The sequence below is a fragment of the Pseudomonas sp. B21-017 genome (assembly GCF_024749245.1).
In the GTDB taxonomy this organism is placed as follows: Bacteria; Pseudomonadota; Gammaproteobacteria; order Pseudomonadales; family Pseudomonadaceae; genus Aquipseudomonas.
This window is the reverse complement of the sequence record NZ_CP087194.1, coordinates 2,745,663-2,771,737: the sequence shown is the minus strand read 5'-3', so window position 1 is coordinate 2,771,737 and position 26,075 is coordinate 2,745,663. Positions and strand designations below refer to the sequence as shown.

Sequence of the window (26,075 nt, the reverse complement as noted above, 5' to 3'; positions counted from 1 at the left end):
GCTGAACATGCTTCGCCAGTTCCATTCCCTGCCCGGCCTGATCGCCGCCCTGCTGGTCATGCTGTTGGCCATCAGCGGCGCGATGCTGTCTGTCGACCCCGCCCTGGAACGCCTGCACAGCACGTCCACCGCTGCCGGGCAAGTCAACGTCAGTCAACTGGCCGGGCGCGTAGCCAGCCATTTCCAGGGCGTGGAGCAGATCCAGCGCACAGCGTCCGGGACGGTCATCGTCTACTACAACCAGGACGGTCAGGCCGGGGCCGAAAAGGTCGATCCACTGACCGGTCAAGGCCTCGCACCTTACGAGCCATCCGCCTTCTCGCGCTGGATGAAAGACCTGCACCGCTCGCTGTTCCTTGGCACACCTGGCCACGGGGTGTCTGGAGTCGGCGCACTGTTGATGCTGATGCTGTCGGTGTCTGGTGCGCTGTTGCTGGCCCGGCGGCTGGGCGGCTGGCGCAACCTGTTGCGGCCACTGCGAGGTTCCTTCAGCCAGCGCTGGCATGCTGAAGTCGGACGCCTGGCATTGCTTGGGCTGCTGTTGTCGGCACTGAGCGGGCTCTATATGTGCGCCACGACTTTCGGCTTTATCGCTGATGGCAGTCAGAATGAGCCCACCTTCCCCGCCCACGTCAGCGCCGGCCCGGCCTTGCCGGTGGCGAACCTGAAAGCCTTGCAGGCCACTGACCTGAATGACCTGCGCGAGCTGGTCTACCCGAACCCCAATAACCCGCAAGACATGTTTTCCCTGCGCACGGCCCAGGGCGACGGTTACGTGGACCAGGCCAGCGGCACTTTGCTGTCCTATCAAGCCCACGATTCGATGCGCAACGTCTACGAATTGATTTATCAATTGCACACCGGTGAAGGCCTCTGGTGGCTCGGTCTGCCGCTGGGGCTCTGTGCCCTCTGCGTGCCGTTGATGAGCGTGACCGGTATCCTGCTGTGGTGGCGCCGCCGCAAGGCCGCTCCGAACATCCGTGAAAACTGCACCGCGCAATCTGCCGACAGCGTGATTCTGGTCGGCAGTGAAAACAATAGCACCTGGGGCTTTGCCAACACCTTGCATGACGCTTTGCACCAGGCCGGACACCGAGTACATAGCGCGGCGATGAATCAATACACCAGCGAATACGGCAATGCCCAACGGGTGTTCATCCTCACCGCGACCCACGGCGACGGCGACGCCCCGGCCTCGGCTTCGCAGTTCCTGGCACGGTTGACCAGGGTCGGCCTCAAACCCGGCCTTCCATTTGCCGTGCTGGGCTTGGGCGACCGCCAGTTTGCGCAGTTCTGTCAGTACGCCCATCAGGTGCAGGACGCGATGTTACAGGCCGGTGGCTCACCGCTGCTGGAGCTGGAAACCGTCAACCGCCAGTCCGCCCAGGAATTTGCTCGCTGGGGCCGCGCACTGGGCAAAGTACTGGGGCAGGACCTGACGCTGGTCCACACTCCGGAGCAGCCACGTACCCATCAACTGATTCTGATGGAGCGCATCGCCTACGGCGAACAGGTGAATGCGCCGACCCACGTACTACGCTTCAAGGCAGCCAGCGAGCTGCCGGAGTTTCTGGCCGGAGACCTGGCAGGGATTCTGCCCCCTGGTAGCGCGATCCCGCGGTTTTACTCGCTGGCCAGCAGTTCGCAGGACGGTGTGCTGGAAATCTGCGTACGTAAACACGAAGGTGGCGTGTGCTCGCAATTCCTTCACAACCTGGACATCGGTGCGTCGATCGAAGCTTTTATCCAGCCCAACCCACAATTTCGTCCGGCGTCGGGCGCGCACCCGGTGATCCTGATCGGCGCCGGTACCGGTATAGGCCCCTTGACCGGTTTTATTCGCAACAACAAGGCCCGACACCCCATGCACTTGTATTGGGGCGGGCGTAATCCGGCTTCGGATTTTCTCTATGAATCGGAGCTCAAACGTTACCTGGCGGACCAGCGCCTCACGGCATTGCGTGCCGCCTTCTCCCAGGTCATGGGCGGCAGTTACGTGCAAGACCGGTTGATCAGCGATGCGCTGGTCTTGCGCCGGTTGATTGAGAAAGGCGCCCAAGTGTTGGTGTGTGGCGGTCGCGAGATGGCCAAGGGCGTGATGCAGGCCCTGGATGAAGTGCTGGCGCCGATCAACCTGAGTGTGCTGACCCTCAAGGCACAAGGACGCTACCGTGAAGATGTCTACTGACTTGCAACGCTACAGCCTGAATGGCGAGACCATGGGCACCCGTTACACCGCCCTGTTCTATGCGCAAGCCGGGATCAATACCGACAACATCGACCATAGCCTGGCACGCGCCGTGGCCCGGGTAGACCAGCAAATGTCCACCTGGAAACCCGACTCCGATCTCAACCGCCTCAACGTCGCCCCCGAACAGGAGTGGGTGCCGGTACCCAAGGAACTGGCCATGGTGCTGTCTGCCGCGCTGCGTGTCAGTCAGCAATCCGGCGGCGCCTTCGACATCGCGGTCGGCGATCTGGTGAATGCCTGGGGGTTCGGCCCCGGCGAACAGACCGTCACGGAGCAGATGCTCGACACGCTGCCGCCGCAAGCTCGCCTGTCCGCCAGTGCGGCGCTGAGCGTTGACCCGCAACGTAATCAGGTGCGCAAACGTGCGTCGCTGAACCTCGATCTGAACGGTATCGCCAAGGGTTTTGCTGTCGATGAGCTGGCCCGCTGTCTGGAGGGTTTTGGCATCACTCGTTATCTGGTCGGCATCGATGGCGAGATGCGCGCCCGCGGCGTCAAACCTGATGCCCACCCCTGGGTCGTAGCCATTGAAAAACCCTGCCGGGGTGTGCGCGAAGTCATGGGTGTGATGGAACTCTGCGACGCTGCCATCGCCACGTCTGGAGACTACCGACACTGGGTCGATGTGAGGGGGCAGTCCTACGCCCACACCATGAACCCGGCCACCGGCGCACCGCTGTGCAACGCGCTCGCGGCCGTCACAGTGGTGGCGGCCTCATGCATGCTCGCCGACGCCTGGGCCACGGCGCTGATGGTGTTGGGCGAAACCGAAGGCCCGCGCCTGGCGCAAGAGCGCGGGATGGACGCGTTGTTCGTGCTGCGCGACGGTGAACAGTTCAAAGAAATATCCATCGTCGGCGGCCAGTTGCAGGCGCAGATTGAAATGCGCTGAAGGACCATTCGAAATCAGTACGAATCAAACCGCCAGATGAGACATGACGCCCTGGGCGGCCTCGCCCAGTTCGAGCCTTCATTGGTAACAGGTCGGTAGAAGACCCTGTGACCGGTTGATCCACCTCATCTGAATACAACCCGGATCAGCAGTGCCCACTGCTGAAGAGCTTTTTTATAGCTCCCAAGCATATTTTTAATAATTTTCCTCTTCCGATTGATGCCGCACTATCAAACCGCACTGAGCACCTCTGGTCCGGCTTTCCCGGATGAAAGCTTTGTTCATAACGATGCCAGCCCCAAGAGCCCGGCACGGTGGAACCTTATCGGCCTCTGGCCAGCACTGCCCGGCTTTACACCATTCTAAAAACCAGCTGTGGGAGCGTTCCATGTCTTTATCCTTACGTACCTGTGTTCCTTTTTCCCTGGCCCTGTTGTGCACCGGCGTGTTCGCCGAGCCTCAGGCCCTGACCGTCATTTCGTTCGGCGGCGCCACCAAGCAGGCCCAGGACAAGGCCTATTTCCAACCCTTCAATGCAAGCGGTGCAGGACGCATCGTCGCCGGCGAATACAATGGCGAACTGTCGAAGATCAAGGCCATGGTCGATGTGGGCCATGCCACCTGGGATGTGGTCGAGGTGGAGAGTCCGGAACTGTTGCGTGGCTGTGATGCCGGCTTGTTCGAGCGACTGGACAAGGCCAGTTTTGGCGACCAGGCCCAGTTCGTACCGGGGACCTTGACCGAGTGTGGTGTGGCCACCTACGTCTGGTCGATGGTCATGGCCTTCAACAAGGACAAGCTGGCCAAGACCCCGACTTCCTGGGCGGATTTCTGGAACGTCACCGACTTTCCGGGCAAGCGCGGCCTGCGCAAAGGCGCCAAGTACACCCTGGAAATCGCTCTGCTGGCCGATGGTGTCAAGCCAGACGAGCTCTACAAAGTGCTGGGCACCCCCGAGGGCGTGAACCGTGCCTTTGCCAAGCTCGACAAGATCAAGTCGAGCATCCAGTGGTGGGAGGCTGGAGCCCAACCAGCGCAGTGGTTGATCGCCGGTGACGTGGTGATGAGTGCCGCCTACAACGGTCGTATCGCCTCGGCGCAAAAAGAAGGTATGAACCTGAGCATCGTCTGGCCCCAGAGCCTGTACGACCCGGAATACTGGGCCGTGGTCAAAGGGTCGCCGAACAAGGCGCTGGCCGAGCGTTTCATCGCGTTTGCCAGCCAGCCGCAGGCCCAAAAGGTTTTCTCGGAAAACATCCCTTACGGCCCCGTCCACCGCCAGGCCCTGGCACTGCTGCCGGAGCCGGTACGGCAGCAATTGCCGACGGCCGAAGCCAACTTGGCCAAGGCCCGGTCGGTAGATGCGGAGTTCTGGGTGGACCACGGCGAGGAGCTGGAAGAACACTTCAACGCCTGGGCGGCGCGTTAGCCGCGACACACTCTCTGTAGCAGCTGCCGAGCCTGCGAGGCTGCGTTCGGCTGCGAAGCAGTCGTGAATCCGGCTGACGCGGTCTGCCTGATACACCGTAAGTTCTGGTTTTACGACTGCTGCGCAGCCGAACGCAGCCTCGCCCCGGCTCGACAGCTGCTACGGATTAATCAATCAAGCCATCAAGAGCGCCCCACGGAACCTGTGACCGGTAGATTTCCCAGCAAGTTGAGCCCGGTACTCTTCACGAAAGCGTCATAGTCCATCGGTTTCTCGATGCGGGTTTCAGCGTTGGGCAGTACGTAAGCCCAGGCACGCTTGGACGATGCGTCGTAAACCAGTTTGAACAGGCGGGTCGGCACCCAGACCTTGTTGTCGCCGACGGTGCCGTGGCCTGAATCAAAGAGCGGGCCGGTAAAGACAAAGACATTGCCATCGGCTCGTTTGGCAAACTTTCTGACATCGGACTCGACCTTACTCCAGATCTTCCGGTTGTTGGTTGGGTCTTGCGGCACCATGTTCGACAGCGCAAAGGATTGGGCCATTGCATTGGGGTTCGGTGCATCGGCTGCCGGGGATTGATGGCCACGGTCCACGGCCGGATGTTGGCTACGGTAGTCGCTCAACTCTGCCCGCCCACTCTTGGGAATGCGTGGGTCCGGATAGAACTGGTTGGTGCGCTCCTCCCCTTTGGCATCCTGCAGCTGGGCGGCATTAAGGCGTTCGACCACTACCAGCGGTGTCTTGCTGGTTTGCGAGTACAGCACCGCGAAGTTATCGGAACACAGGGCCAAGGGTTTCATTGTGGCAGGCACAGTGGCCATGTTGATCGGTTTCGCGGCCGGGAACAGATCCGCGCAGCCGTCAAACGATGCCTGTTTCTGTTTGTTTGAATAGAGTTCCAGCGCCGCGCTCTGGCTGATCGAGCCCGAGTGGGAGGTTTGTTGCTGATGCTGGGTGGGCGGCTTGATGAAATCCAGCAGACTGCGGGCTTGTGCCCCGGTCGAGAGCAAAACAAGGGCCGACAGCCCAACTGCAATTTTGCGTAGGTGCATGCTTTAAATCTTCGAATTGGATTGAGGGGTAAACGTACGACGAGTCCCGATTTACGAAACCAGGTAGAAGCGGTTGCGGATTATATTGCGGTGAGCATGCTTTCACTGTCCTTGATCAAATTGCCGATGCGGATCCGGTCGGCGCCAGGCAGTACGACCGCTGACGGTCGCGCGGGGTGTATTGACCATCACAAGTCACATTAGTGCTGAGCGGCGTACACATTCTACTTGGCCATGCTCGTCGAATGGGCATACCTAAGCGGACTGGTTAACTGACGCGAAACGTTGTGCGTACTCCTTGTAGACAGGCGCGTATGCCGCTTTTCACTTAGCATCCAATAATCATCCATTCATTTTCAGGGAGTGTCTGATGAGCCCGAAAATAGAGCTGTATGGCGCGCCTACCGGCAACAGTCTGAGGGCTGCAATAGCCTTGGAGGAAGCAGGTATCCCCTACACCGCACGAAGACTGAACTTGCAGGCGAATGAGCAACGCGACTTGTCGTACCTGGCGCTTAATCCGGCAGGAAAAGTCCCAACCCTGGTCGACCATTCATCGACACCCCCGCTGGTCATTAACCAATCGAACGCAATCATTCAGTTCGCTGATGCAAAAGCTCCGGGTCGGCTTGCACCTGCGCATCGTGGACCAAAACGCGACCGGGTGTTTGATCGTTATTTCTTTTTCGTAACGGACGTCATCGGGCCCAGTCATGCTGCATTTTCCCTGCGCCAGGCAGGATTTAATGATGCGGCCACAGTTATCGATCAACGCGTCATTGAACAACTCGTCTACGCAGAACGGTTTCTTACCGACGACTTTATGGCCGGAGATCAGTTCTCCATGGCGGACATCTCCGCTTTCACCATTGCGGCATCATTTCGTGATCGGCTGGATTGGGCAGTGCTTTCACGCTTATCACGCTGGTTCGACGCGATCGAAGCCAGGCCCGCCGTACAACGAGGATTGAAAACGTTCCAGAATCACTGAGCGCTACTGCGCAGACCTTATTGTGTGCGCTAAAGATGGGCATGGCAGCTCGCATCCTGCCCGAGGTCTGAGCCCCGGACATGCGAATATCGTATGTATCACAAGAATGGCAGCGTTCTATAAGGGCTCTGCTGTCTGGATAAGCGAGTTCAACACCAGTTTTATTTCAGAGGCTGGATCTTTATGCCCTTGCAGTATCAAACCTTCCGACAAAGCGGTGAAGGTCCTTGCAAGAGCGGCATTCGCCAAAGGAGGCTTCTTGCCTGCATGATTAAATATGATGGTAATCAACTTACCCAAGGCTTCACTATTTTCCTGATGCAGATCGTAGTAATGCGTTGAGAACTCTTCATCACGCAAGGCGATCAGTTGCAACTCAGCATCAAGAATCGCGCAACTGGTATTATTTTTAAGCGTGTCAATATAGGCATTCAATCCATGGGTCAGCTCTTCCGATGAATACCCTGAAGTCAGGGTGACACTCAATCGATCAATCTCAACTCCCTTGAATCTCTGAGTTAACTGCAGAAGCAAGTCCGACTTACTTGTAAAGTTTGAAAAGAAGGCCCCCTTCGAAAAACCGGCCTCCTCGGAAATAGCGTTGACACTGGTGGCGTGAAAACCTTTTCTCACCATAAGGTCAGTGGCGGTATCGAATAACTTATCCCTTGTTATTTGCTGACTTTCTTCTCGACCTAATCTCTTTTTAATCACGCCTTCGGCTCCTTTGGCCAAACAAATCTATTTGTAACTGGATGCAACGGATCTGCCACTCACTGCGCAAACCTGTTTTAACTATCATATCTTATACTAAGCCCTCTTAATCACTTTGCATTTAAACTTTTAAGGAGTGCCATGTAAATGCCATGTATTGGGCCCCGCACGTTCAGGCGCCTTGGTATCCAGCCTGACGCGCGCGCCCTGATGAATCGAGTCAGCAAGGGTGTCTTTTGACTCCCCCCAGAAGGCAGGCGACGGACGGCAAAAATGTCTAGCGATGACCTCAATCCGCCCGATCCCGGTGAATGCCTGCTGTCGACAACGCTCTAAACCACAGGATTTTCGTGTTTCAGGTCGGGTTCAAGGACGTCGACCTTGTGGCGACTGTTAAATACCGCTTGATTTCCAGATACCGAATGGTTTTTACTTGCCGCCGTTGACGCCCCCTGCCTGGTCAAAGCATCGAGCGCGGTGACATCAATCTCAATGCAGTAGCAGGTTACCACCCCACAGGAGCTGGATTTTAATGGAATATGCCTTTGTTACAGGCGCTACAGGCCTGCTCGGCAATAATGTGGTTCATGCGCTTTTAAAGCGAAACATCAAAGTAAAAGCACTGGTCCGCTCCGTCGAAAAAGCCAAGAAGCAGTTCGGCAATCTGCCTGTCGAATTTGTCGAAGGCGACATGCTCAATGTCGACGCCTTCAGCCATGCCTTGCAAGGCTGTGATGCCTTGTTTCATACGGCCGCCTATTTCCGCGATAGTTACAAAGGTGGAAAGCACTGGCAGAAACTGTATGACACTAACGTGACCGGTACCGAGCGCCTGTTGCAGGCCGCTTATGCCGCAGGCATTCGTCGTGCAGTCCATACCTCCTCCATTGCCGTCTTGAAGGGCGATAAAGATCAGGTGATCGATGAAACAATGTCTCGCAGTGAATCGGAGGCTGACGATTACTACCTGAGTAAAATATTGTCTGAACAGAAAGTTCAGGAATTCCTGGCGCGGCATCCGGATATGTTCGTCGCCATGGTATTGCCTGGCTGGATGTTTGGCCCTGGGGACATCGGCCCGACCTCATCAGGACAGTTCCTGCTCGACTTTGTCGGACAGAAATTGCCCGGCGTACTGCCTGGAAGTTTTTCCGTTGTCGATGCCAGGGATGTAGCAGAGCATCAACTCGCGGCGATCACACGCGGCCGATCCGGAGAACGCTACCTGGCAGCCGGCAATCACATGGACATGAAAAGCATTTTCCAGGCGCTCTCCAGTGTCAGCGGCGTAAAAGCGCCGGAGCGCAAAGTGCCACTGTTCATGCTGCGTATAATTGCCTTGATCTATGAAGGTTATTACCGAATCACGAAAAAGCCGGTGCTCATCAGCACTTCCACTGTCAAACTCATGGAACAAGAGCAAGGGCGCACCCATTTCAGCCACAACAAAAGCCTGAAAGAATTGCAGTGCAAGTTCCGCCCCGTGACGGAAACATTGACCGATACCCTGGATTGGTATCGGAAAAATAACTACATTGATGCTTAATTGAAACAATTTATATATAGCCTGCCTCTGTAGTACTTTTTTGTCTGACCATAAATTCAAGGATTGAGAGAGGTTGGTAAATGAAAAGCCTTTCATCTAAAGAAGGTTTTCTGCATCGGTTCGTCGGTTTTTCAGAGTCGTTCCCCGAGCACATTGCTATCAGGAACCTGGACGCGGAAGAAGATACCGTCACTTACCGTGAGTTGCGTATAAAGGCTGAAGAGTGCAATGGCGCACTCTCAGCATTAAATGTATTGCCTGGCGACAAAGTAGCCCTCGTTCTACCCAATGGGGTGGAATTCATCGCTTACTATTTGGCGATCATCGGTCGCGGTGCGGTTCCGGTCATTCTCAACTACAAACTGACGCCATTCGAAATGAACAGCGTCATCAGCATCGCCAGACCGACGCTGGTAGTGACCACCGAAACGCTGTTCGAGCAGCATAGCGAGACATTTCAGCCTGACTACGGCGTTAAGCACTCCTTGGTGTTGAACGCCGCAAGCGAGCCGTCATCGCCCCTGCCCGACAACGCAACGGCGGACTCTCGGCTTCCCCGACAGACCGAGCCCTTGTTACTGCCCGAAGGCAATCCGATTGTCTCGGTACAGTTCACCTACCGGGGCATCGGTAAACCGCTGGCCGTTTCTCACCGCTACCTTGATTTGACGCAATCGAGTGATGGCCTGCATGAGCAGTTTCATCTTCAAGGTGTCGGTTCCGTTCATCTGGTGACGCTGCCGCTGTATGCCATCTTCGGCCTGTCGGTGATGATGGTTTTCCCCTTGAGCGTGGGCGCCACACTGTTAATGACTAACACCCTGCTCAACAGGGATCTGGCAGAAGTCTTGTCCCAGCATAAGGTCACCTTTGCCTGCCTGGTACCCGACGTCATTCGCTACTTCAATACACGACTGGCCAAACGCAAGGGCGCGCTGTTGCCGTTGCACCCTCACCTGATGATTTATTCGGGTGGCAGTCATTTACCCGCAGACGAAGCCGAGAAGCTGGGAAGGCTGCTGGGGTGCAATCCGGTGCTGCAAGGCTATGGATTGACCGAGAGCATGCCGGTGATTGTCCAGAGCTCGATTGGCAAGGTCCATCGCGGCGCCATGGGACAACCGATCAGAGGCGTAGAACTAAGGGTCGTCGATGCCGAAGGGCGGGATGTCGCACCCGGACGGATTGGCGAACTGCTGATTCGCGGTTCGATGGTGATTGACGGCTATAACGATGCAGAGGACGCCAATGCCCGGTTCTTCCGTGATGGTTGGCTACACACGGGTGATCTGGTCTGGCGGGACGACGACGGGCATGTGTTCTTCTATTGCCAACGCCTGCGAATCTCGAAGATCAAAGCGCAAATGGTCGATCTGACTGAAATCGAATCCATTGCCCTGAAGCACCCGGACGTGGTGCGCGCGAAAGCTTACATCGTCCCGGACAACAAGGAAGTCAACGTACTGCACCTGTGCGTTGAAGGGAGCGGCGACCTGACCCAGAGCGCTGTCTCTACCCTGCTCTCGCGCTACCTCTCGGGCTTCAAGTTGCCCAAAACCATCGAGATCATCTCTCTCAAGGAAGAGATTCATGCAAGCTAATGGCACACAACCGGTACTGGCCGTGTTTGACTTTGACGGCACATTGACCGACAGACATACGTTCTGGCGCTACATGCGTTATATCGTGGGAACCCGATCGTTCTGGCTCAGGATCATTCCCCTGCTGCCCAAAATGCTCAGTGTAATCGTTGGCATCACGCCATTGATGCAAGCCCGACTGGCATTCATTGCCTGTTATCTGGGCGGTCTGTCCGTTGAGCAAGAGCGCGAGCATGCCAAGTATTTCATCAGCGAGCTGCTACCGCTCTGGCTCAGGCCCGAGGCCCTGCGCCGGCTGCAATGGCATCAGTCCATGGGGCATGTCACTGCGCTGGTCAGCAACTCGCCGGAAAACTACCTGATTCCCTGGGGTCAGGCAGCGGGTTTTGACTATGTCTGCGGCACTCGCCTGGCGACGGCGAAGAACAAACTGACCGGAGGAATATCAGGTACCAACTGTGTTGAGAGAGAGAAAGTCACACGGCTCAAGGGCTGCCTGAGCAACCTTGATGACTTTTACATTTATGCCTACGGGGATTCATCCGGTGACGATGCCCTGCTCGGCATTGCCAACTCTCCCTTCTACAGAAACTGGTACTAACCGATGAACACTCTGAGCACTTTGGCCCCCAAGCACTTCAGCCAACCCGGTAATACCCCGACAGTCATGATCGTAGGCGCCGGCCCGATTGGCCTGTCCCTGGCAATCATGCTGAAGAAGTGGGGCGTCTCTTTTCGCATCATTGAAAAGAATGCCGGTCCCTCGACCGCTACCAAAGCGATGGCCATCCATTCCAGAACCCTGGAAATTTTCCGAGATCTGGGAGTTGCCGATCAGGCCATCAGCGACGGATTCACTATCAACCAGTTTTCGGTGCAATCGAACGCCAAACGGGTGCTGAACTACAACTTCTCCTACCTGGACGCCACCTACCCCCTGCTCCTCAGCCTGCCACAACCGCAGACAGAGAAGATTCTGCTTGAGCGACTGAACAAGTTGGGAGCAGATGTTGAATGGAATACCGAGCTGGTCGACATAGAAAACCAGCCGGGCTCAGTGCAGATGACGCTTCAGCATGCGGACGGCAGCGCCGAGTCCTTTTCCAGCCGCTGGGTGGTCGCGTGCGACGGTGCTCGCAGCAACATCAGAAAACGTCTTGATATGACCTTCGAAGGATCGTCCTACGACCGCTTCTTCATGCTCGCCGATGCCGATATCGAGTGGTCTGGAAGCAAGGACGAAGGCGCTTTCTTCCTGGGTGCACAGGACGGTTATGTCGCGGTCGCGCCGATCAGCGCTCAATCCCGTTATCGACTTTTCATCGAGATGCCCTACAACCTGCCGCCAGAAGGTGAGCGCCCTTCCTTGAGCCTGGAGAACTTTCAGCGGTTGTGCGAAGGACGCGGGCAAAAGATGACGTTGTCCAATATTTCATCGACCACCATCGCTTCTTTCCAACATCGCCGCGTGCAGTCGTTGCAGCAAGGCTCTGTGTTTCTGGTGGGCGACTCGGCTCATATCGGCAGCCCGATCGGTGGCCAATGGATGAACCTGGGGGTTTCCGAGGCCTATAACCTGGCGTGGAAAATGGCCTATGTCGATCAGGGCCTGGCTGATCCATCGTTGCTGGAAAGCTACAACGAAGAGCGCTACCCGGTGGCCCTGGAAGTCGAGAACACGGCACATCGACTGACCGGACTGATTACCGTCAAGCATCGCGCCCTCGTTTGGCTGCGTGACAATGTTCTGCCACTGATAAGCAACAGGCGCAAGGTTCAGCGCAAACTGCCGTCGATGATTTCCGGTCATCAGTACCACTACGGCAAGAGTGATTACATCCAGGAATCGCTGACGAAAAAGCAGCGCATGAATTGGGATAAAAAAGGCAAGAAACCCGAATTCCAGACGTCGGTGCCTCGCGCCGGGCAACTGGCACCCGATGTCGAGTTGTGGCAACTGCAAGGTATGCCGCCAAAGCGCTTGATCGACTTGTTCCACGGAACGTTCACGCTGTTGATTTTCAGCGCAGCCGATCAGTTTTCCCCGTTGTTGCCGGGCTATTACTCGCTGGCCGAGTCGGTGGAGAAGGACTACCCGGGCATCAAGGCTTATTGCGTTATTGATGCCCTGAGCAGCGCCGAACTGCCTTCCTGGCACTCGACGTTGCTGGACCCCGATTGGCGGCTGCACAAGCGTTACCATGCCAAAGCGGGCACGTTGATGTTGATTCGTCCTGACGGCTACATCGCTTTCCAGGGAGCCGATGCAATAACGCTCTTCACTTATCTGAACGTAAGATCCGGGCTGCTCAAAGGAGCCAGAAAAACAACATCTTCCGAGATCGACGCAGTGGAACTCCAACTTTAAGTCGCTATATGGCTACTGCCAACCTGGTTCATTGATTCACACAAGGCCCAACCCTGGGCCAAGACTTGTTATTTCTTGTTTGTAGAAAACATATACCGACTTTGGTTAGGAGAACCTCATGCGCTTCCAACTCAACGATGTTGTGCAGGAATTCATCGTGTCCAATGGAAAAATAGCCAACAGCTATTTTTCTCTTTCAGAAAAAATCATTGATTCACTGTGCGAGTCCAATATCGCAAAAGAATCAATATTGATGCGTTTGCTGGAGCAGGCCGAATCCGTCACTGCGCACTACTTCAATGCTCACCAACAAGTCCTCGAGGGCGTTTATGCCAATGGGATTGAAGCCCCCGTCAATAAAAACCTTGCGGTGCTGGAGCCCGTACACTCGAACCCGGTAATACTGGAATCGACACCTGTTGCGGAACAAACACCCGCACTCAACTACGGGCAATGGCTGCGCGCCGAAATAAGTACGGTCACAGGATTCAAAAAAGAACAAATCGACTTCGATCAAAGTTTCGAAAGCCTGGGTATCGACTCTCTCGGCATGGTCGATATTTTCGAATCCCTGGCCCAGCACTTCCCGGAAAAGAAAGAGCTCACCTCGCAGCTCTTTGATGCCCCCACTCCTACCGCTTTGCTGGCGCGGCTTGAAGCCGATCCGCAGGCACCTGCCGTGGATGTCGAAGCATGGGTACTGGAACAACTGGCGAATATCACCGGTTTTACGGTTGACCAGATCGACCAAAAACAAAGCTACGAAAGCCTGGGCCTGGACTCCCTCGTGCAGCTGGACTTCCTGGAGTCGGTCGTCGCATTGTGGCCGCAACTCAAGGCCAACAGCACTGAGCTGGCCAACGCCAAGTATCCGCAGGCAACAATCGCCCTGATTAAAGCCGCCCTGGCCGCCCCCGAGTCGACATCAACACCCGCTACCGAAGTGCAAGCACCTGCCACAACGGACGACCAAGGGCAGGCAAGCAACCTGCTTTTCAACTCCCTGTCACCCCTGATCCCGGACGCGCCACAGTCGATCGACATTGAGACGCCCTTTGCACAGTTGGGGCTCAACGGTTTTGCCCGAGAAGCACTCTGCCAATCAATGGCGCAACAGTGCTCTGCCAGCGAGTTTGCCGGTGAAGCACTGATGTCGCGTCGTACGCCGCAGGACGCCTTGTCGCTTCTGGCACGACTGAGCTGAAGCACTGAGCCGCTGTAAAAAATGGCATGGAATCCGGGTGATCGGACAGATCACCCAGCATTTTGGCAATCAGGAGACAGGGTATGAATGGCGCGGTAACAACAGAGGGCGACTTTTGCTTCAGCGCAATGGCCGGCGAGTTTCCCGGGGCACCGTCAACGGATGCGCTTTGGCATTTGCTGACGCAAGGACAGATAGCACCTATCAATTCGATGCTGACACGCTGGGAACTGGATAAGGCGTCAATCTATTCAGCAAAGGCAGGTGAAAAGGATCGCGTTTACCTGGACAGCGCTTTTTGCCTGACCGATGACGCATCAACCCCTTCACGGCATGAAGGACGGCAGGTCGCCATCGGTAAGAAAGTACTGCAGACACTCCTCGCCCAGCTTGCCGGACAAGGCTCGACTCTGATCAAAGAACGCACCGCATTGGTGGTCGCAACATCCTGGAGTGACGAGAGTTATTTCGTCACCGGCATGTCCGGAAAAGCCGAAGCACCACAGGGCTACACGCCGGGTGAACAAGTGGCTGAACTGGCGGCGGCTTTTGCCTTCGGTGGCCCGGCGTTATCGGTCGACACCGCCTGTAGTTCGTTCCCCTATGCAATCGACATGGCTCAGGCCCTGGTCAATAGCGGACAGGCGGATAACGCGATTGTCATGGCACTGAACACCGTGCTGCCACCGGCGCTGTTTCTGGGCTTCTCGCAGTTGACCGCCTTTTCCGCCCGGGCCCAAATGCAGGCGTTCGGCCAGGACGCTGACGGCATTGTGCCGGGCGAATGTGCAGTCGCCTTTTTGGTCGAACCTGTATCGCAGGCCCTGATTGCGCAGCGCCGTCCCCTGGGTGTTTTACGGGCATTGGGAATGTCCGCCGATGGCGCCGAAGGTTCAGTGTTTGCACCTGGCAAACAGGCCCAGTACACGGCTTACCAGCGTGCCTATATCGGTCTTGATCCCAATGACGTGGACTACATCGAAACCCATGGCACCGGTACTCCGCTGGGTGATGCGACAGAGCTGGACTCGCTGAACAGCTTCTTCGCCCCCCACTGCACAGACGGCAAAAAAATCACCATCGGTTCGATCAAGTCCGTCATTGGTCACCCACTGGCCGCCGCTGGAGGCGCTTCGCTCGCCAAGGCGCTGATGATCTTGCGTCACAAAGGGATTCCACCTCAGCCCGACTACCGTACCAGCGCAAAAGTCGACGAGACCAGCCTGCGACTGGCCACAAGGCAGATACAGCCCCTCGCGGACCGGCAGTCGGCGATCCGCATAGGCATATCCAGCTTCGGTTTTGGCGGCGCCAATGCGCATCTGGTAGTGGATGAATATATTCCCGACAACCGCCCTGTCGCCCCTCACGCCAACCCCGGCGTGTTAATGCTGGACCTTGCGATTGTCGAAGCTGAAGCAGCGATCGGCAGTCACGGCTCGTTGCAGTCATTCAAGCAACAGCTCGATCGGCCGGCAGCGCCATCAGTCAGTTTCCCTTATGGGCGTTTCGTTGATTACACCCCTGCCCCAGGTCAGCCGTTACTGGGCCAATTCCTGGCGCAGGATCGCGTCATTGATATCGACGGTTTCGGCATGGGCCCCAAACCTCTGGCCCATGTCGATCCGTTCAAGTTGTTGATCACCGATCGCGTCAATCATTTGCTGCGACGCCTGCCGGGCGTGGCCGGCTCACCTGGCACGGCAATGGTCATGTGCTGCAACATGGGTGGGGAACGCTTCAGCAATGCGTATAGCAGCGCTCACAACTTCTACTCCCAGGCTCAAGGCACGCCACCGGGCGTGGAGGTAGCGGACGTGGCAACCATGTTGCCGAACATGTTGTCCGGTTACCCGACGCAAATTTTTGACTTCAAGGGTTTCCATCAAACACTGGTCGGCACCCCGGGTCTGTTCTGGCAAACCTTGCTGGCATCGCAGCAATGGTTCAAGAACGGCATAACCACGCTGTTGCTCGGTGCAGGACGCTTTATCAGCGGTGAAATCGAGATCGAGCGCGCCCGACATTCAGCGACGGTGCAAGGTGAAGGACTGGGGCTGATTGCGCTGCGTCCCTATCAACCAGACGCCAGCGACAAACCTTTACTGGTGATCCGCGCGGCGGTTCTCGCCCATGCCGCGAACTCGCTGGAAGAGGCTTGCCAACTGCTGGGCAAAGAGCGGAGTCAATACCAGAACATTGAAGTCTGCGAGCTGCAACCTGACGCGACTCATGCCAGTGGATCTCTGCAAGAGATTACCGGTTTCCTGGCTGAAGCCAGTGGCATCGAAACCCTGTTGGCGGTGATGTTGAGTGCATCGGCTCACACGGTGATCGAGGTTCGCGAAGCCGGCAAGGCAGTGATGTGGTTGTTTACTGAAAAGCTTCGGGAATGGAGCACGGCGGCCGAACCCGCTCCTGCCATCAAGCATCCCTTTACCCTGCGTTTTGCTCACTCGGCCCACCATGAACTGCAGCCGGTGATCCCGCCTGCCCGTCCTGTCAGCCTTGTCCGCGAACCACAAAACGACGGCGTCGATGTGTTGCAACTCAGCGACATGCTGACCAACACCCTGCTCTCAGGGTTGCGTGTCCGGGTTCGCGCCATGGAGAGTCTTTTCGCCCTGCACCGTGGCACTGAAGCCCAGCGCCCGGCGCACTGGCAACGTTGCCCGGAAAACGTCGTAATCACCAACGTCCAGCGCGGCCCCCAGTCACTACGCGCCCAGCTCGTGGTGAATGAAGCGCACCCTTATTTCTTCGATCACCCTCTTGATCACATCCCCGGCATTTTATTGCTTGAGGGCGTGTTGCAATTGATTGAACTTGCCATGCCGCCACTGAGTGGACGGGTCGCCTATGTCAAAACCCTGAATATCAAGTTCCAGCAATACGTACAAAAGCAGGGTGTGATCGATCTGCATCTGGAACAGGGTAAAGACCCGCATGTGTTCAATGCCAAGGTGATGCAAGCCGGAAAGCTGATGTGCACCTGCGTCCTTGGGATGGCCTACAGCTCGGCGTTCGAGAAATCGCCCGCCGGCGAGTTCACGGCCACTCGCTGCCGCGACAAGGCCTTGCTGCACAAGGCCAGGGAAGAAAACGTCATCGTCAGTGACATGAGCGGCATCGCTCAGGGCTTGAGCGTGGACACGCTCAAACTGCCGGATGAGCACTTCTTCCAGGAGGGCGACCCCGAGCACCATTCGATGGTGTATTTCCTCGAAGTTGCCCGCCAGTGCTACATGCAGATTGCCCACAGCCATCTGCGGATTCCACTCAACACCCCGATGAACCTGCTGGCCTTGAGTTTCACCCTGGATCGGCCAATCCCCAGGAACAGTCCGCTGTCATTGGCACCGCAAGCCGGTTTTGACGCACAGCAGCCGTTCAAAACCAACCGCATCTATATCGACCTGTTCAACCGGGGCGAAAAAATCGGTCAAGCCAGCATTACAGCTCAAGTGCTGAGTCAATCCGCACCCGCTGCCTGAGGCACTCAATTGATCCCACTACTCTCCCGCATGACCGTGCCCCCAACAATCAAGGTGTCGCCGTGAACGATGTCAAAGTGCAAGTCATAGTCAAATCGCCGCGTGCTGAAATCTGGAATATCTGGAGCAATTTTTCAGAAGCGCCGCTATGGGATACCGACGTTCGCCAGTGTGAGCTCAATGGCCCGTTTCAACCTGGAACACGAGGCAAATGCGTCCTCAAAAATGGCCTGAATATGCCGCTGAAACTGGAAGCAGTGAAGCTGCATGAAAGCTATCGGAACACGGCAAGACTGCTTTGGATCGACCTTGAGTTCGATCACCAGATGCGCAGGCTTTCCCCGAATGAAACCCAGGTCATCCATAGCGCGAAGATCTCTGGCCCCTTGAGTTTTTTATACCGCGGGCTGCTACGCAAAATGCTGACCGCGGCAATGACCACGGCACTGCGCAACCTGTGCACGCTGGCTGAACAACGAGCGAACGCCATCAGTACCCCAGGGCTCGAAAAACCTGGAAAGCATTTGCACCGTGTATGAAATATCCCGGGAGGGAGCGTGTTGAACGCTCGCTCCCTAACACCCCCCGCTTACTTATCGATAACGGCACACTTCGGACCGAGCATGAACCTATTTAAAAAACCTCAGTATCTCGTGATGGGCGTCATTGGCATGGGCCTTATTGCCCCTGAGTCCAGTTCCGCCGACACGCTCGGCCCCTATGTCAGTGTCATGGGTGGTCTGAACTGGGTGGCTCCGCAGGACCTTAACCAGAACAACCTCGACTTTGTCGAAATGGAATTCAACCAACCGTTACACTCCGGCTACGCCACCGGACTGGCACTGGGCTGGCGCTTCCCCATCGGGCTCAGACCTGAAGTGGAACTCAGCTACCGCAAAAACACCCTGACCCAATTCAATAACCGGGTCTATGAAGGCGGCGGGAGCATCGACGGTAAAGGCGAAGAGGAAGCCACCAGCGTCATGGCCAACCTCTGGTATGACGTCTTGAACCTGCCAGCACCCTTCAGTCGGTTCACCCCTTACATCGGCGGCGGCCTGGGTTACACCACGCTGTCGGTCAGTGGCCTGGAAGCCGGTGGCGTCCAGTTCGGCGGCACTCATCGCGACACTGTATCGGCCTATCAACTCGGCGCCGGTATAGGTTACGAACTCACCGAACAATGGTCCATGTCCCTGGATTATCGATACCTCAAGACTCGCGATGCGCACTTCGGTGACATTCAGGGCCTGCCCCAAGGCGATGTGCGTACTGACTACAGCGCCCAGTCATTAATGCTCGGCCTGCATTATTGGTTCTAAGGGGTTAAACAGATCGGTGCCTTGCGAGGCGTCGCTACGGCAAGCCGGTGAAATGCTTCGGCGCAGAGGCTCACCGGCTGATCAACTTACTGACGACCACCCGTTCAAAAATCGATCAAGGCACAAATGAGTTCCTCACTTGATGCCTTGATTCGATACTTGACCCTCTGCCTACCTACACTTCACAAGCGCAGGAATCACATCGCCGCAGCCGCTTTTTCAATCAGCCGGGCTACCGGCTCCGGGTTTGAAACCATCACGACATGGGAAGCCCCTTTAACGACTTTCACCACCTTGGCCTCGGCTCGCTTGGCCATGAATTCCATGGCCTGCGGTGGAATGTTCTTGTCCTTGTCGCCATAGATGTACCAGGACGGAATGTGCTTCCAGGCGGGCGTACCTGACTGTTCGTTCAGCGCCGCTTCGGTGACCGGGCGCTGAGTCGCCGCCATCAATGCCGCCTGCGCGGTGGGGACGTCAGCGGCGAACTGATCGTGAAACTTGTCCTGCTGGATGTACAAATCCTTGCCGCCATCAGCCAGTGCGACAGGCGCTGCGAGGGTTGGGCCGAGGGTACTCCCCGGGAATTTTCCGGCTAGCCCGGCGACCGTTTCGCCCGCCTCGGGCGCGAAGGCGGCGACGTAAACAAGTGCCTTTACATTGGCATGGTCGTTGGCCGCTTCGCTGATGACGTTGCCACCGTAGGAGTGGCCGACCAGCACAACAGGCGACTTGATGCCATCGAGCAACGCAGAAACAGCAGCGCCATCGCTCTTCACACTGCGCAATGGATTGGCGGCGGCCACAACAGGGTATCCATCTTTTTCGAGGATCTTCACCACGCCATTCCAACTCGAAGCATCGGCAAAGGCGCCGTGCACCAGAACAACAGTAGGCTTTTCAGTTTGCGCCGACGCGTTGGCGCCGATGATCAGGCTAACGGTGCAGGCCAGAGCGGCCATTACTTTTTTCATTGGAAACTCCTTGGGTGGTTGAACTATTGAACGATGTCTCGATGGAGTTCATTTGACGCCGAACGGGTATCCCGGATGTGTCACCAACCGCCCATAAAAGAAACAGTCTGTATCGGCATGCGGCCTGGATACACAGAGATACATTTGCGTCAGAAGTGGTGGAACTTGGTAACCATAAAAAGAGACCGAAGTTTCTTTTTTTCAATCTTCACGAACTTCAACGAAAGCCAATAGAACAATAACTTTAGCGGAAACGAGACTCACACTACTCCACCCCCATTGAAACCGAAGAGATTTCTTTTATTCCTGAAGCAGAAATACTCTGAAATTATTTCTCCCGATAAATGCACTTATTATCTGCTACCGCACCACACCTCATTGGACAGTTATTATTTTAGCGCACTTTAACATTCACACTTTCTACAAATATCACAACACACAAATAATACTTGGACAAACACCAACATGACTCGCTGACTTTTTATAACAATTATTGACACACCTACATGGAAACCCTAAATTAATGGCACTCTGCCAACGCCTAGACGACGCATCAACTTTGTTAAGTTAATGGAATGCTGAGTTTCTAAGTTATTTCATTCCTGGTACAACGCATGAAATATGTAGACGACATTACGAAACTCTTTACACGTTTTGGCGCAAACGCAGAGACTTACCAGGAAATACAACCAAACTATAAAGATTTCAAAGACGACCCGGTCATACCTGCGGTGGCTGAGCCAGAACCGCCGGTCGAACCGGTGAAAAATATTCCCCCCTCGCCACCATCGCCCAAGCCCCCTCCCCTGACCGAACCACTTGCGAGTTCTGCTACGGGTGACCGTCAGCGATTGAGCGACCTGTTGCGAGAACTCAACCAGGTTCGCCGAGACGGTCTGCCAGAAACGATTCACAAGCGGACGAAGGCGAAGGTCATTGCCATCGTTTCAGCGAATGGTGGGGTGGGTAAAAGTACCGTCGCCGCTGGCCTCGCGAAAACCCTTCGGCACCCTGGAGGGCGAGTCATCGCGATTGATCTGGACCCTCAGAACGCGCTGTCCAGCCACTTGGGTATCACCAGGCCGGCTCCCGGGCTGATCCAGCTCAAAGAGCAGGACGCCGACTGGGGCGTTCATCGCCTGCCGGGCTTTAGTGACAGTGAGTGCCTGCCCTTCGGCACTGGCGAGCTGAACGAACGCCGATTGCTCAGGCAGATGCTGCTTGAAGATGCTGACTGGTTGAATCAGCACCTGGCGTCAATGAACCTCAGCGAAAACGATATCGTGATCCTGGATACGCCTTCGGGCGCGACCGTCTATTCGCAACAGGCACTCGACGCCGCCGATCTGGTGCTGGTGATGACGGTGGCCGACGCGGCCTCCTACCTGGCACTGGACACCATGACCCAGTGGCTGGAAACCAGCCCGCGACGCGCACAGCGGCAGCGGTATGTGCTCAACCAACGGGATGACTCTCGTGCGTTCAGCAGGGACATGGGCGTGCTGTTTCAGCGACGGCTCGGCGCTAACCTGATCGGGACGATTCGCCTCGATCACCAGTTCAACGAGTCGCTGGCCTATGGTCGGGACCTGTTGCAGTACGCACCTGAGAGCATTGGCTGTCAGGACATTCTGTCGCTATCAGGCGCGGTCCATGCCCTGCTTTTCGCGGATGCTTCCAGCCAGCAGGGCACGCTATGACCGTCCAGCTGAATCAGCTACCTGCAAAGACCTGGTGGTTGCAGAAGCTGCTGGATAGCTTCCAGGATCGCTTCAGTCAATGGCCCCTGCGTTGGCGCCTGGGCCTGAAAATTTCAGGCGGGCTGATTGCAGCATTGTTGGTGCTGGGTATCCTCACTGCGCCGCAGAGTCTGTATTCCCAGGCCGTGTTTGCCTCCGTCTGTTTTGCCGCCAGCCTGATCATCCGTAAGCAAACCGGGCGTCTGGCGATCCTGACCCTGATTACCCTCTCGCTGATCGCTTCGTTGCGTTACATGTACTGGCGCCTGTCCGACACCCTGGACTTCGACAACTGGCAGGATGCCGTATTTGGCTACGGGCTGGTGCTGGCAGAACTGTATGCCTTGCTCGTCCTGGTCTTCGGCTATATACAGACCGCCTGGCCGTTGCAACGTAAACCGCAGTTTCTGCAACAGCCACCCGCTGAATGGCCGACGGTGGATGTGTTCATTCCCACCTATAACGAAGCACTGGGTATCGTCAAACTGGTGGTGCTCGCGGCTCAGGCCATTGACTGGCCCGAGGGCAAACTGCGGGTGCACGTGCTCGATGACGGACGCCGGGAGGAATTCAAGGCTTTCTGTCAGCAGATTGGTGTCAACTACATCACCCGCGACAACAATCAACATGCCAAGGCCGGCAACCTCAACGAGGCACTCAAAGTCACCGATGGCGAGTTCATTGCCATATTCGACGCCGACCACGTGCCCACCCGCTCCTTCCTGCAAATCACCATGGGCTGGTTTTTAAAGGACCCGAACCTGGCGTTGCTGCAAACGCCGCATTTTTTCTACTCACCCGATCCGTTCGAAAAAAACCTCGATACCTTTCGCTCGGTACCCAATGAAGGTGAGCTGTTCTACGGCCTGGTGCAGGACGGCAACGACTTGTGGAACGCGGCATTCTTCTGTGGCTCCTGCGCGGTCATCCGGCGGACTCACTTGCTGGAAGTCGGCGGCATCGCCACCGAGACCGTGACCGAAGATGCGCACACGGCACTCAAGCTCAATCGCCGTGGTTTCAACACCGCTTACCTCGCCATTCCACAAGCGGCGGGACTGGCCACCGAAAGCCTTTCCCGACACATCAGCCAGCGCATACGCTGGGCACGGGGCATGGTGCAGATTTTTCGGACCGACAATCCCTTGTTTGGCAAAGGGCTGAACCTGGGGCAGCGCATCTGCTACCTCAATGCCATGATGCACTTTTTCTACAGCCTGCCCCGCCTGGTGTTCTTGACCGCACCATTGGCCTACCTGTTTTTCGACGCGCAGATTTTCCATGCCTCGGCGTTGATGGTCACGGTCTATGTGCTGCCGCATATTTTCCATTCCAGCCTGACCAACTCCAGCATCCAGGGGCGCTTCCGCCATTCCTTCTGGAACGAAGTGTATGAGTCGGTGTTGGCCTGGCACATCATGCGACCGGTCCTGCTGGCCCTGATCAGCCCTTCGCTGGGCAAATTCAACGTGACCGACAAGGGCGGCACCGTCGAAAAGGACTATTTCAACTGGAAGCTCGCGCGGCCTTACATCGTCCTGTTGACCTTGAACATGATCGGTCTGGCGATCGGCGTGGTGAAACTGGTCGGGAGTGATTCGGCCGAGGTCACTACCCTGCTGATCAACCTGATCTGGACCGTGTACAACATCATCATCGTCAGCACCGCCGTGGCGGTGGCCACTGAGTCCTCTCAGGTGCGCAACGAGCCCAGGGTGCCCGCGGATCTGCCCGTGCGCGTCTATCGCGAAGACGGCACATCGTTCGATTGCATAACCCGGGACTTCTCACAAAACGGCGTGGGTCTGGCACTGCCACCGCAAGTTCAGCTCAGCGCCAAAGAGAAGCTGCGGCTGTGCATTCTGCGCACACCTCCCTCAAGCCTCTTTCCCGCAACAACGATCTTCAGCAACGACAACGTGGCAGGCGTGAAATTCGAGGGTTTGACCCTGCGCCAGCAAAGTGAGCTGGTGCGACTGACCTTTTCACGGGCCGACACCTGGGCCAACACGTGGGGCAACGGCCGCCTCGACGCGCCAATGTCAGCGTTGCGCGAGGTCAGCAGCATTGGCTTGCGCGCCATCCTGCGCTTGTTCGTTGCCACCCTAAAGGACAGCCAGGCGCTGCTGCGCAAACGCCCGGCCACTCCATCACCCATCGACCCCACCGCGGACACGCAACGATCTTGAAGCCTTCCACTCGCCGAACCTTTCCTCCTCGTCGCTCACTCATGCTGCTCGCCTGCTCACTAGTGGGCTGGAGCGACTGGGCGTTGAGTGCTACCACCCCAATCAACGCCACAGAGCCGGCGGTGATGCCGGTCGCATCGTTGCCCGGGACCGATGCCCCGAGCAACAGCTATACCCGCACCCTCAAGGAGCTCGGCAAAAGCTATTCGATGAACCTTAAAGGCGTGGAGGCTACCGACAGTGTGAACTTCAATGTGCGCGCCGATGAAGTCGTCACGGCTGCGCAGGTCACGCTGCAGTACAGCTATTCACCGGCGCTGCTGGCCGACCTTTCGCAAATCAACGTGCTGATCAACGATCAAGTGGCCGCCAGCCTGCCCCTCCCCAAGGAAGAGGCCGGTAAATTGCAGACCCGGACCGTGCAGATTCCGCCGCAAACCATCACCGAATTCAACCGGCTCAGCCTGCAGTTCATCGGTCACTACACGATGCAATGTGAAGACCCTCTGCACTCCAGCCTGTGGGCCAAGATCGGCAACGATAGCCAGCTGAGCCTCCAGGTGTCCTCGATTAAACAGCCCAACGACCTGTCCGCTCTGCCTCTGCCCTTGTTCGATCGTCGAGATGCTTCGCCCCTGAAGCTGCCCTTCGTGTTCACTGCGCGCCCGGGCGGCCCTGAGCTTGAGGCCGCCGGTATCCTGTCGTCCTGGTTTGGCGCCCTGGCCAGCTACCGCGGCGCAACCTTCCCCGCCAGCCTCACCAGCCTGCCGGCCAAAGGCAACGCCGTGGTGTTTGTCAGCAGTGGCGAATCGACGGCCTTGAGTGGCTTGCCGATCAAAGCGGCCACGGGGCCGACATTGACACTCGTGAGCAACCCGAATGATGCTCAGGGCAAACTGTTGATCGTCTCCGGGCGCGATGGCGCCGATCTCAAGGTCGCCGCGACCGCGCTGGCCCTCGGTGGCTCGGCCTTTTCCGGGCAGAGCGTGGTGATCGACCGGATCGACTCGCTCAAGCCACGCCGACCGTACGACGCGCCTAACTGGCTGCCCTCCGACCGCCCGGTTCGCCTGGGTGAGCTGGCGAAGCCCGCAGAACTCAATGTATCGGGTTACAACCCGGGACAAATGACGGTTGCGCTGCGCTTGCCACCCGACCTGTTCAACTGGCGTGAACCCGGCGCACAACTTGACCTGAAATACCGCTATACGCCGCAGCCGGTCTCCACCAATTCCTCGTTGCTGGTCAATTTCAACGATACCTTCATCAAGTCGATCGATCTGCCTTCGATCGAGAAACTCGGCAGCAGCGACAGCCTGCTGGCGATGCTCAAAACCGACGACAGCCTGGCCCGCACGTCGCGCATGCTGTTGCCGCTCAATTCCGTAGCGCTGCAATCACGCCTGCAATTTCGCTTTATGTATGACTACATCAAACAGGGCGACTGCCGCGACATCATCATCGACAACATGCGCGGTGTGATCGACCCGGACTCGACCCTGGACCTCAGCCAATACGAACACTTCATGGCCATGCCCAACCTCGGGGTGTTCAAGGACAGCGGCTTCCCGTTCACCCGCATGGCCGACCTTTCTGAAACATCGGTGATCCTGCCCAACGAGCCAGGCCCGGCCGATCTGAGCGCCTATCTGACCGTGCTGGGCCGCTTCGGCGACTCCACCGGTTATCCGGCCACCGGCGTAAAGGTGGTCCACGCCGACCAGGTGGCCGAGCAACGCGACCGAGATCTGCTGGTGCTCGCCTCGGGCAACAATCAGCCGCTGCTGGAGCAATGGCAAAGCCTGCTGCCGGCCAAGGACGAAGCTGCTGCGCAGTACTTTGAACTGTCTGACCTGCCCTTGCGTCTGCGCAACTGGATCAGCCCGGATACGAAAACCAATCTGCGTGAAGCGCGCAGCAGCTTCAGGTTCAGCGCTGACGACGGCAGTGCTTATCTGACTGGATTCGAATCGCCGCTCAAGAGTGGGCGCAGTGTGGTGTTTATCGCCAGCGCAAGGCCCAACGGCTTGGCCGACGTGACCAACGCCCTGCTCAGCAGCGAAGAAAACGCCCACGAGTTGCAAGGCAGTCTGGTGGTGGTCAAGGGCAAGCATGTCAAATCGCTGGTCGCCGAACAGGACTACTACGTCGGGAGCCTGGGGCCATTGCGCTATCTGCAGTGGTACCTCTCGCAAAACATAATGGCGCTCATGCTGTTCACGCTCCTCGGGGTCCTGCTGCTTGCTTCGATGACTTACCTGGCCCTGCGCTTACGGGCCAAACGTCGTCTTGGCCAATGAGCTGCG

General features: G+C 56.9%; 18 protein-coding genes. 15 read left to right on the top strand and 3 right to left on the bottom strand.

Annotation, left to right across the window (positions count from 1 at the left end):
* Positions 1-7: 7 nt before the first annotated feature.
* From LOY28_RS12605 to LOY28_RS12595, 3 genes are all read left to right on the top strand, one after another.
* Entirely contained in the window at positions 8-2,188 is a 2,181-nt protein-coding gene (locus LOY28_RS12605) for a PepSY domain-containing protein (protein WP_111454956.1), read from the top strand.
* A complete protein-coding gene (locus tag LOY28_RS12600; RefSeq protein WP_111454955.1) occupies positions 2,178-3,143 on the top strand; it encodes an FAD:protein FMN transferase in 966 nt (321 codons plus the stop codon). Before LOY28_RS12605 ends, LOY28_RS12600 begins: the two co-directional genes overlap by 11 nt.
* Before the next feature lie 388 nt (positions 3,144-3,531).
* The gene (locus LOY28_RS12595) at positions 3,532-4,572 is read left to right on the top strand and encodes an ABC transporter substrate-binding protein (protein ID WP_258613954.1); all 1,041 of its coding nucleotides are present in this window, start codon (positions 3,532-3,534) and stop codon (positions 4,570-4,572) included.
* A gap of 182 nt (positions 4,573-4,754) precedes the next feature.
* Here the strand turns inward: LOY28_RS12595 and LOY28_RS12590 are convergent, their stop codons facing one another.
* Positions 4,755-5,627 (bottom strand): DNA/RNA non-specific endonuclease, encoded by an 873-nt coding sequence (locus LOY28_RS12590; protein WP_018927953.1) that lies wholly within the window; start codon positions 5,625-5,627, stop codon positions 4,755-4,757.
* Positions 5,628-5,997: 370 nt separating this feature from the next.
* Here LOY28_RS12590 and LOY28_RS12585 point away from each other — a divergent pair, with 370 nt between their 5' ends.
* Positions 5,998-6,618 carry a glutathione S-transferase family protein gene (locus LOY28_RS12585; RefSeq protein WP_064617447.1) on the top strand — a complete coding sequence of 207 codons (621 nt, stop codon included), beginning with the start codon at positions 5,998-6,000 and terminating at the stop codon, positions 6,616-6,618.
* A gap of 117 nt (positions 6,619-6,735) precedes the next feature.
* On the opposite strand, the gene LOY28_RS12580 is transcribed toward LOY28_RS12585, so the two are convergent.
* Positions 6,736-7,332, bottom strand: coding sequence for a TetR/AcrR family transcriptional regulator (locus LOY28_RS12580; protein ID WP_018927951.1), 597 nt, complete (start codon positions 7,330-7,332; stop codon positions 6,736-6,738).
* Positions 7,333-7,864: 532 nt separating this feature from the next.
* On the opposite strand from LOY28_RS12580, the gene LOY28_RS12575 reads away from it, so the two are divergent.
* From LOY28_RS12575 to LOY28_RS12540, 8 genes are all read left to right on the top strand, one after another.
* On the top strand, positions 7,865-8,878 hold the full coding sequence (locus tag LOY28_RS12575; RefSeq protein WP_018927950.1) for an SDR family oxidoreductase: 1,014 nt from the start codon (positions 7,865-7,867) through the stop codon (positions 8,876-8,878).
* 80 nt (positions 8,879-8,958) lie between these two features.
* Positions 8,959-10,479 (top strand): class I adenylate-forming enzyme family protein, encoded by a 1,521-nt coding sequence (locus LOY28_RS12570; protein WP_064617441.1) that lies wholly within the window; start codon positions 8,959-8,961, stop codon positions 10,477-10,479.
* Complete coding sequence (locus tag LOY28_RS12565) at positions 10,469-11,080, top strand: HAD-IB family hydrolase (RefSeq protein WP_018927948.1); 612 nt, start codon at positions 10,469-10,471, stop codon at positions 11,078-11,080. Before LOY28_RS12570 ends, LOY28_RS12565 begins: the two co-directional genes overlap by 11 nt.
* Before the next feature lie 3 nt (positions 11,081-11,083).
* The gene (locus tag LOY28_RS12560) at positions 11,084-12,847 is read left to right on the top strand and encodes an FAD-dependent monooxygenase (protein ID WP_018927947.1); all 1,764 of its coding nucleotides are present in this window, start codon (positions 11,084-11,086) and stop codon (positions 12,845-12,847) included.
* A 118-nt stretch (positions 12,848-12,965) separates the two neighbouring features.
* Complete coding sequence (locus LOY28_RS12555; RefSeq protein ID WP_018927946.1) at positions 12,966-14,051, top strand: acyl carrier protein; 1,086 nt, start codon at positions 12,966-12,968, stop codon at positions 14,049-14,051.
* An 83-nt stretch (positions 14,052-14,134) separates the two neighbouring features.
* Positions 14,135-17,545 (top strand): beta-ketoacyl synthase N-terminal-like domain-containing protein, encoded by a 3,411-nt coding sequence (locus tag LOY28_RS12550; RefSeq protein WP_258613950.1) that lies wholly within the window; start codon positions 14,135-14,137, stop codon positions 17,543-17,545.
* A gap of 62 nt (positions 17,546-17,607) precedes the next feature.
* Positions 17,608-18,084, top strand: a complete 477-nt coding sequence (locus LOY28_RS12545; RefSeq protein WP_019578642.1) for a polyketide cyclase — start codon at positions 17,608-17,610, stop codon at positions 18,082-18,084.
* 84 nt (positions 18,085-18,168) lie between these two features.
* Positions 18,169-18,867 (top strand): outer membrane protein, encoded by a 699-nt coding sequence (locus LOY28_RS12540; protein ID WP_258613949.1) that lies wholly within the window; start codon positions 18,169-18,171, stop codon positions 18,865-18,867.
* 197 nt (positions 18,868-19,064) lie between these two features.
* On the opposite strand, the gene LOY28_RS12535 is transcribed toward LOY28_RS12540, so the two are convergent.
* Entirely contained in the window at positions 19,065-19,841 is a 777-nt protein-coding gene (locus LOY28_RS12535) for an alpha/beta fold hydrolase (protein WP_018927942.1), read from the bottom strand.
* Between the two features lie 614 nt (positions 19,842-20,455).
* Between LOY28_RS12535 and bcsQ the strand changes: the two genes are divergently transcribed.
* The 3 genes from bcsQ to bcsB are packed head-to-tail and all read left to right on the top strand — an operon-like array spanning position 20,456 to position 26,069.
* A complete protein-coding gene (gene bcsQ / locus LOY28_RS12530) occupies positions 20,456-21,541 on the top strand; it encodes a cellulose biosynthesis protein BcsQ (protein ID WP_111454945.1) in 1,086 nt (361 codons plus the stop codon).
* A complete protein-coding gene (bcsA, locus tag LOY28_RS12525; protein WP_258613948.1) occupies positions 21,538-23,769 on the top strand; it encodes a UDP-forming cellulose synthase catalytic subunit in 2,232 nt (743 codons plus the stop codon). The genes bcsQ and bcsA overlap by 4 nt, the downstream gene beginning before the upstream one ends.
* Entirely contained in the window at positions 23,766-26,069 is a 2,304-nt protein-coding gene (bcsB, locus tag LOY28_RS12520; protein ID WP_258613947.1) for a cellulose biosynthesis cyclic di-GMP-binding regulatory protein BcsB, read from the top strand. Before bcsA ends, bcsB begins: the two co-directional genes overlap by 4 nt.
* Positions 26,070-26,075: the final 6 nt, after the last annotated feature.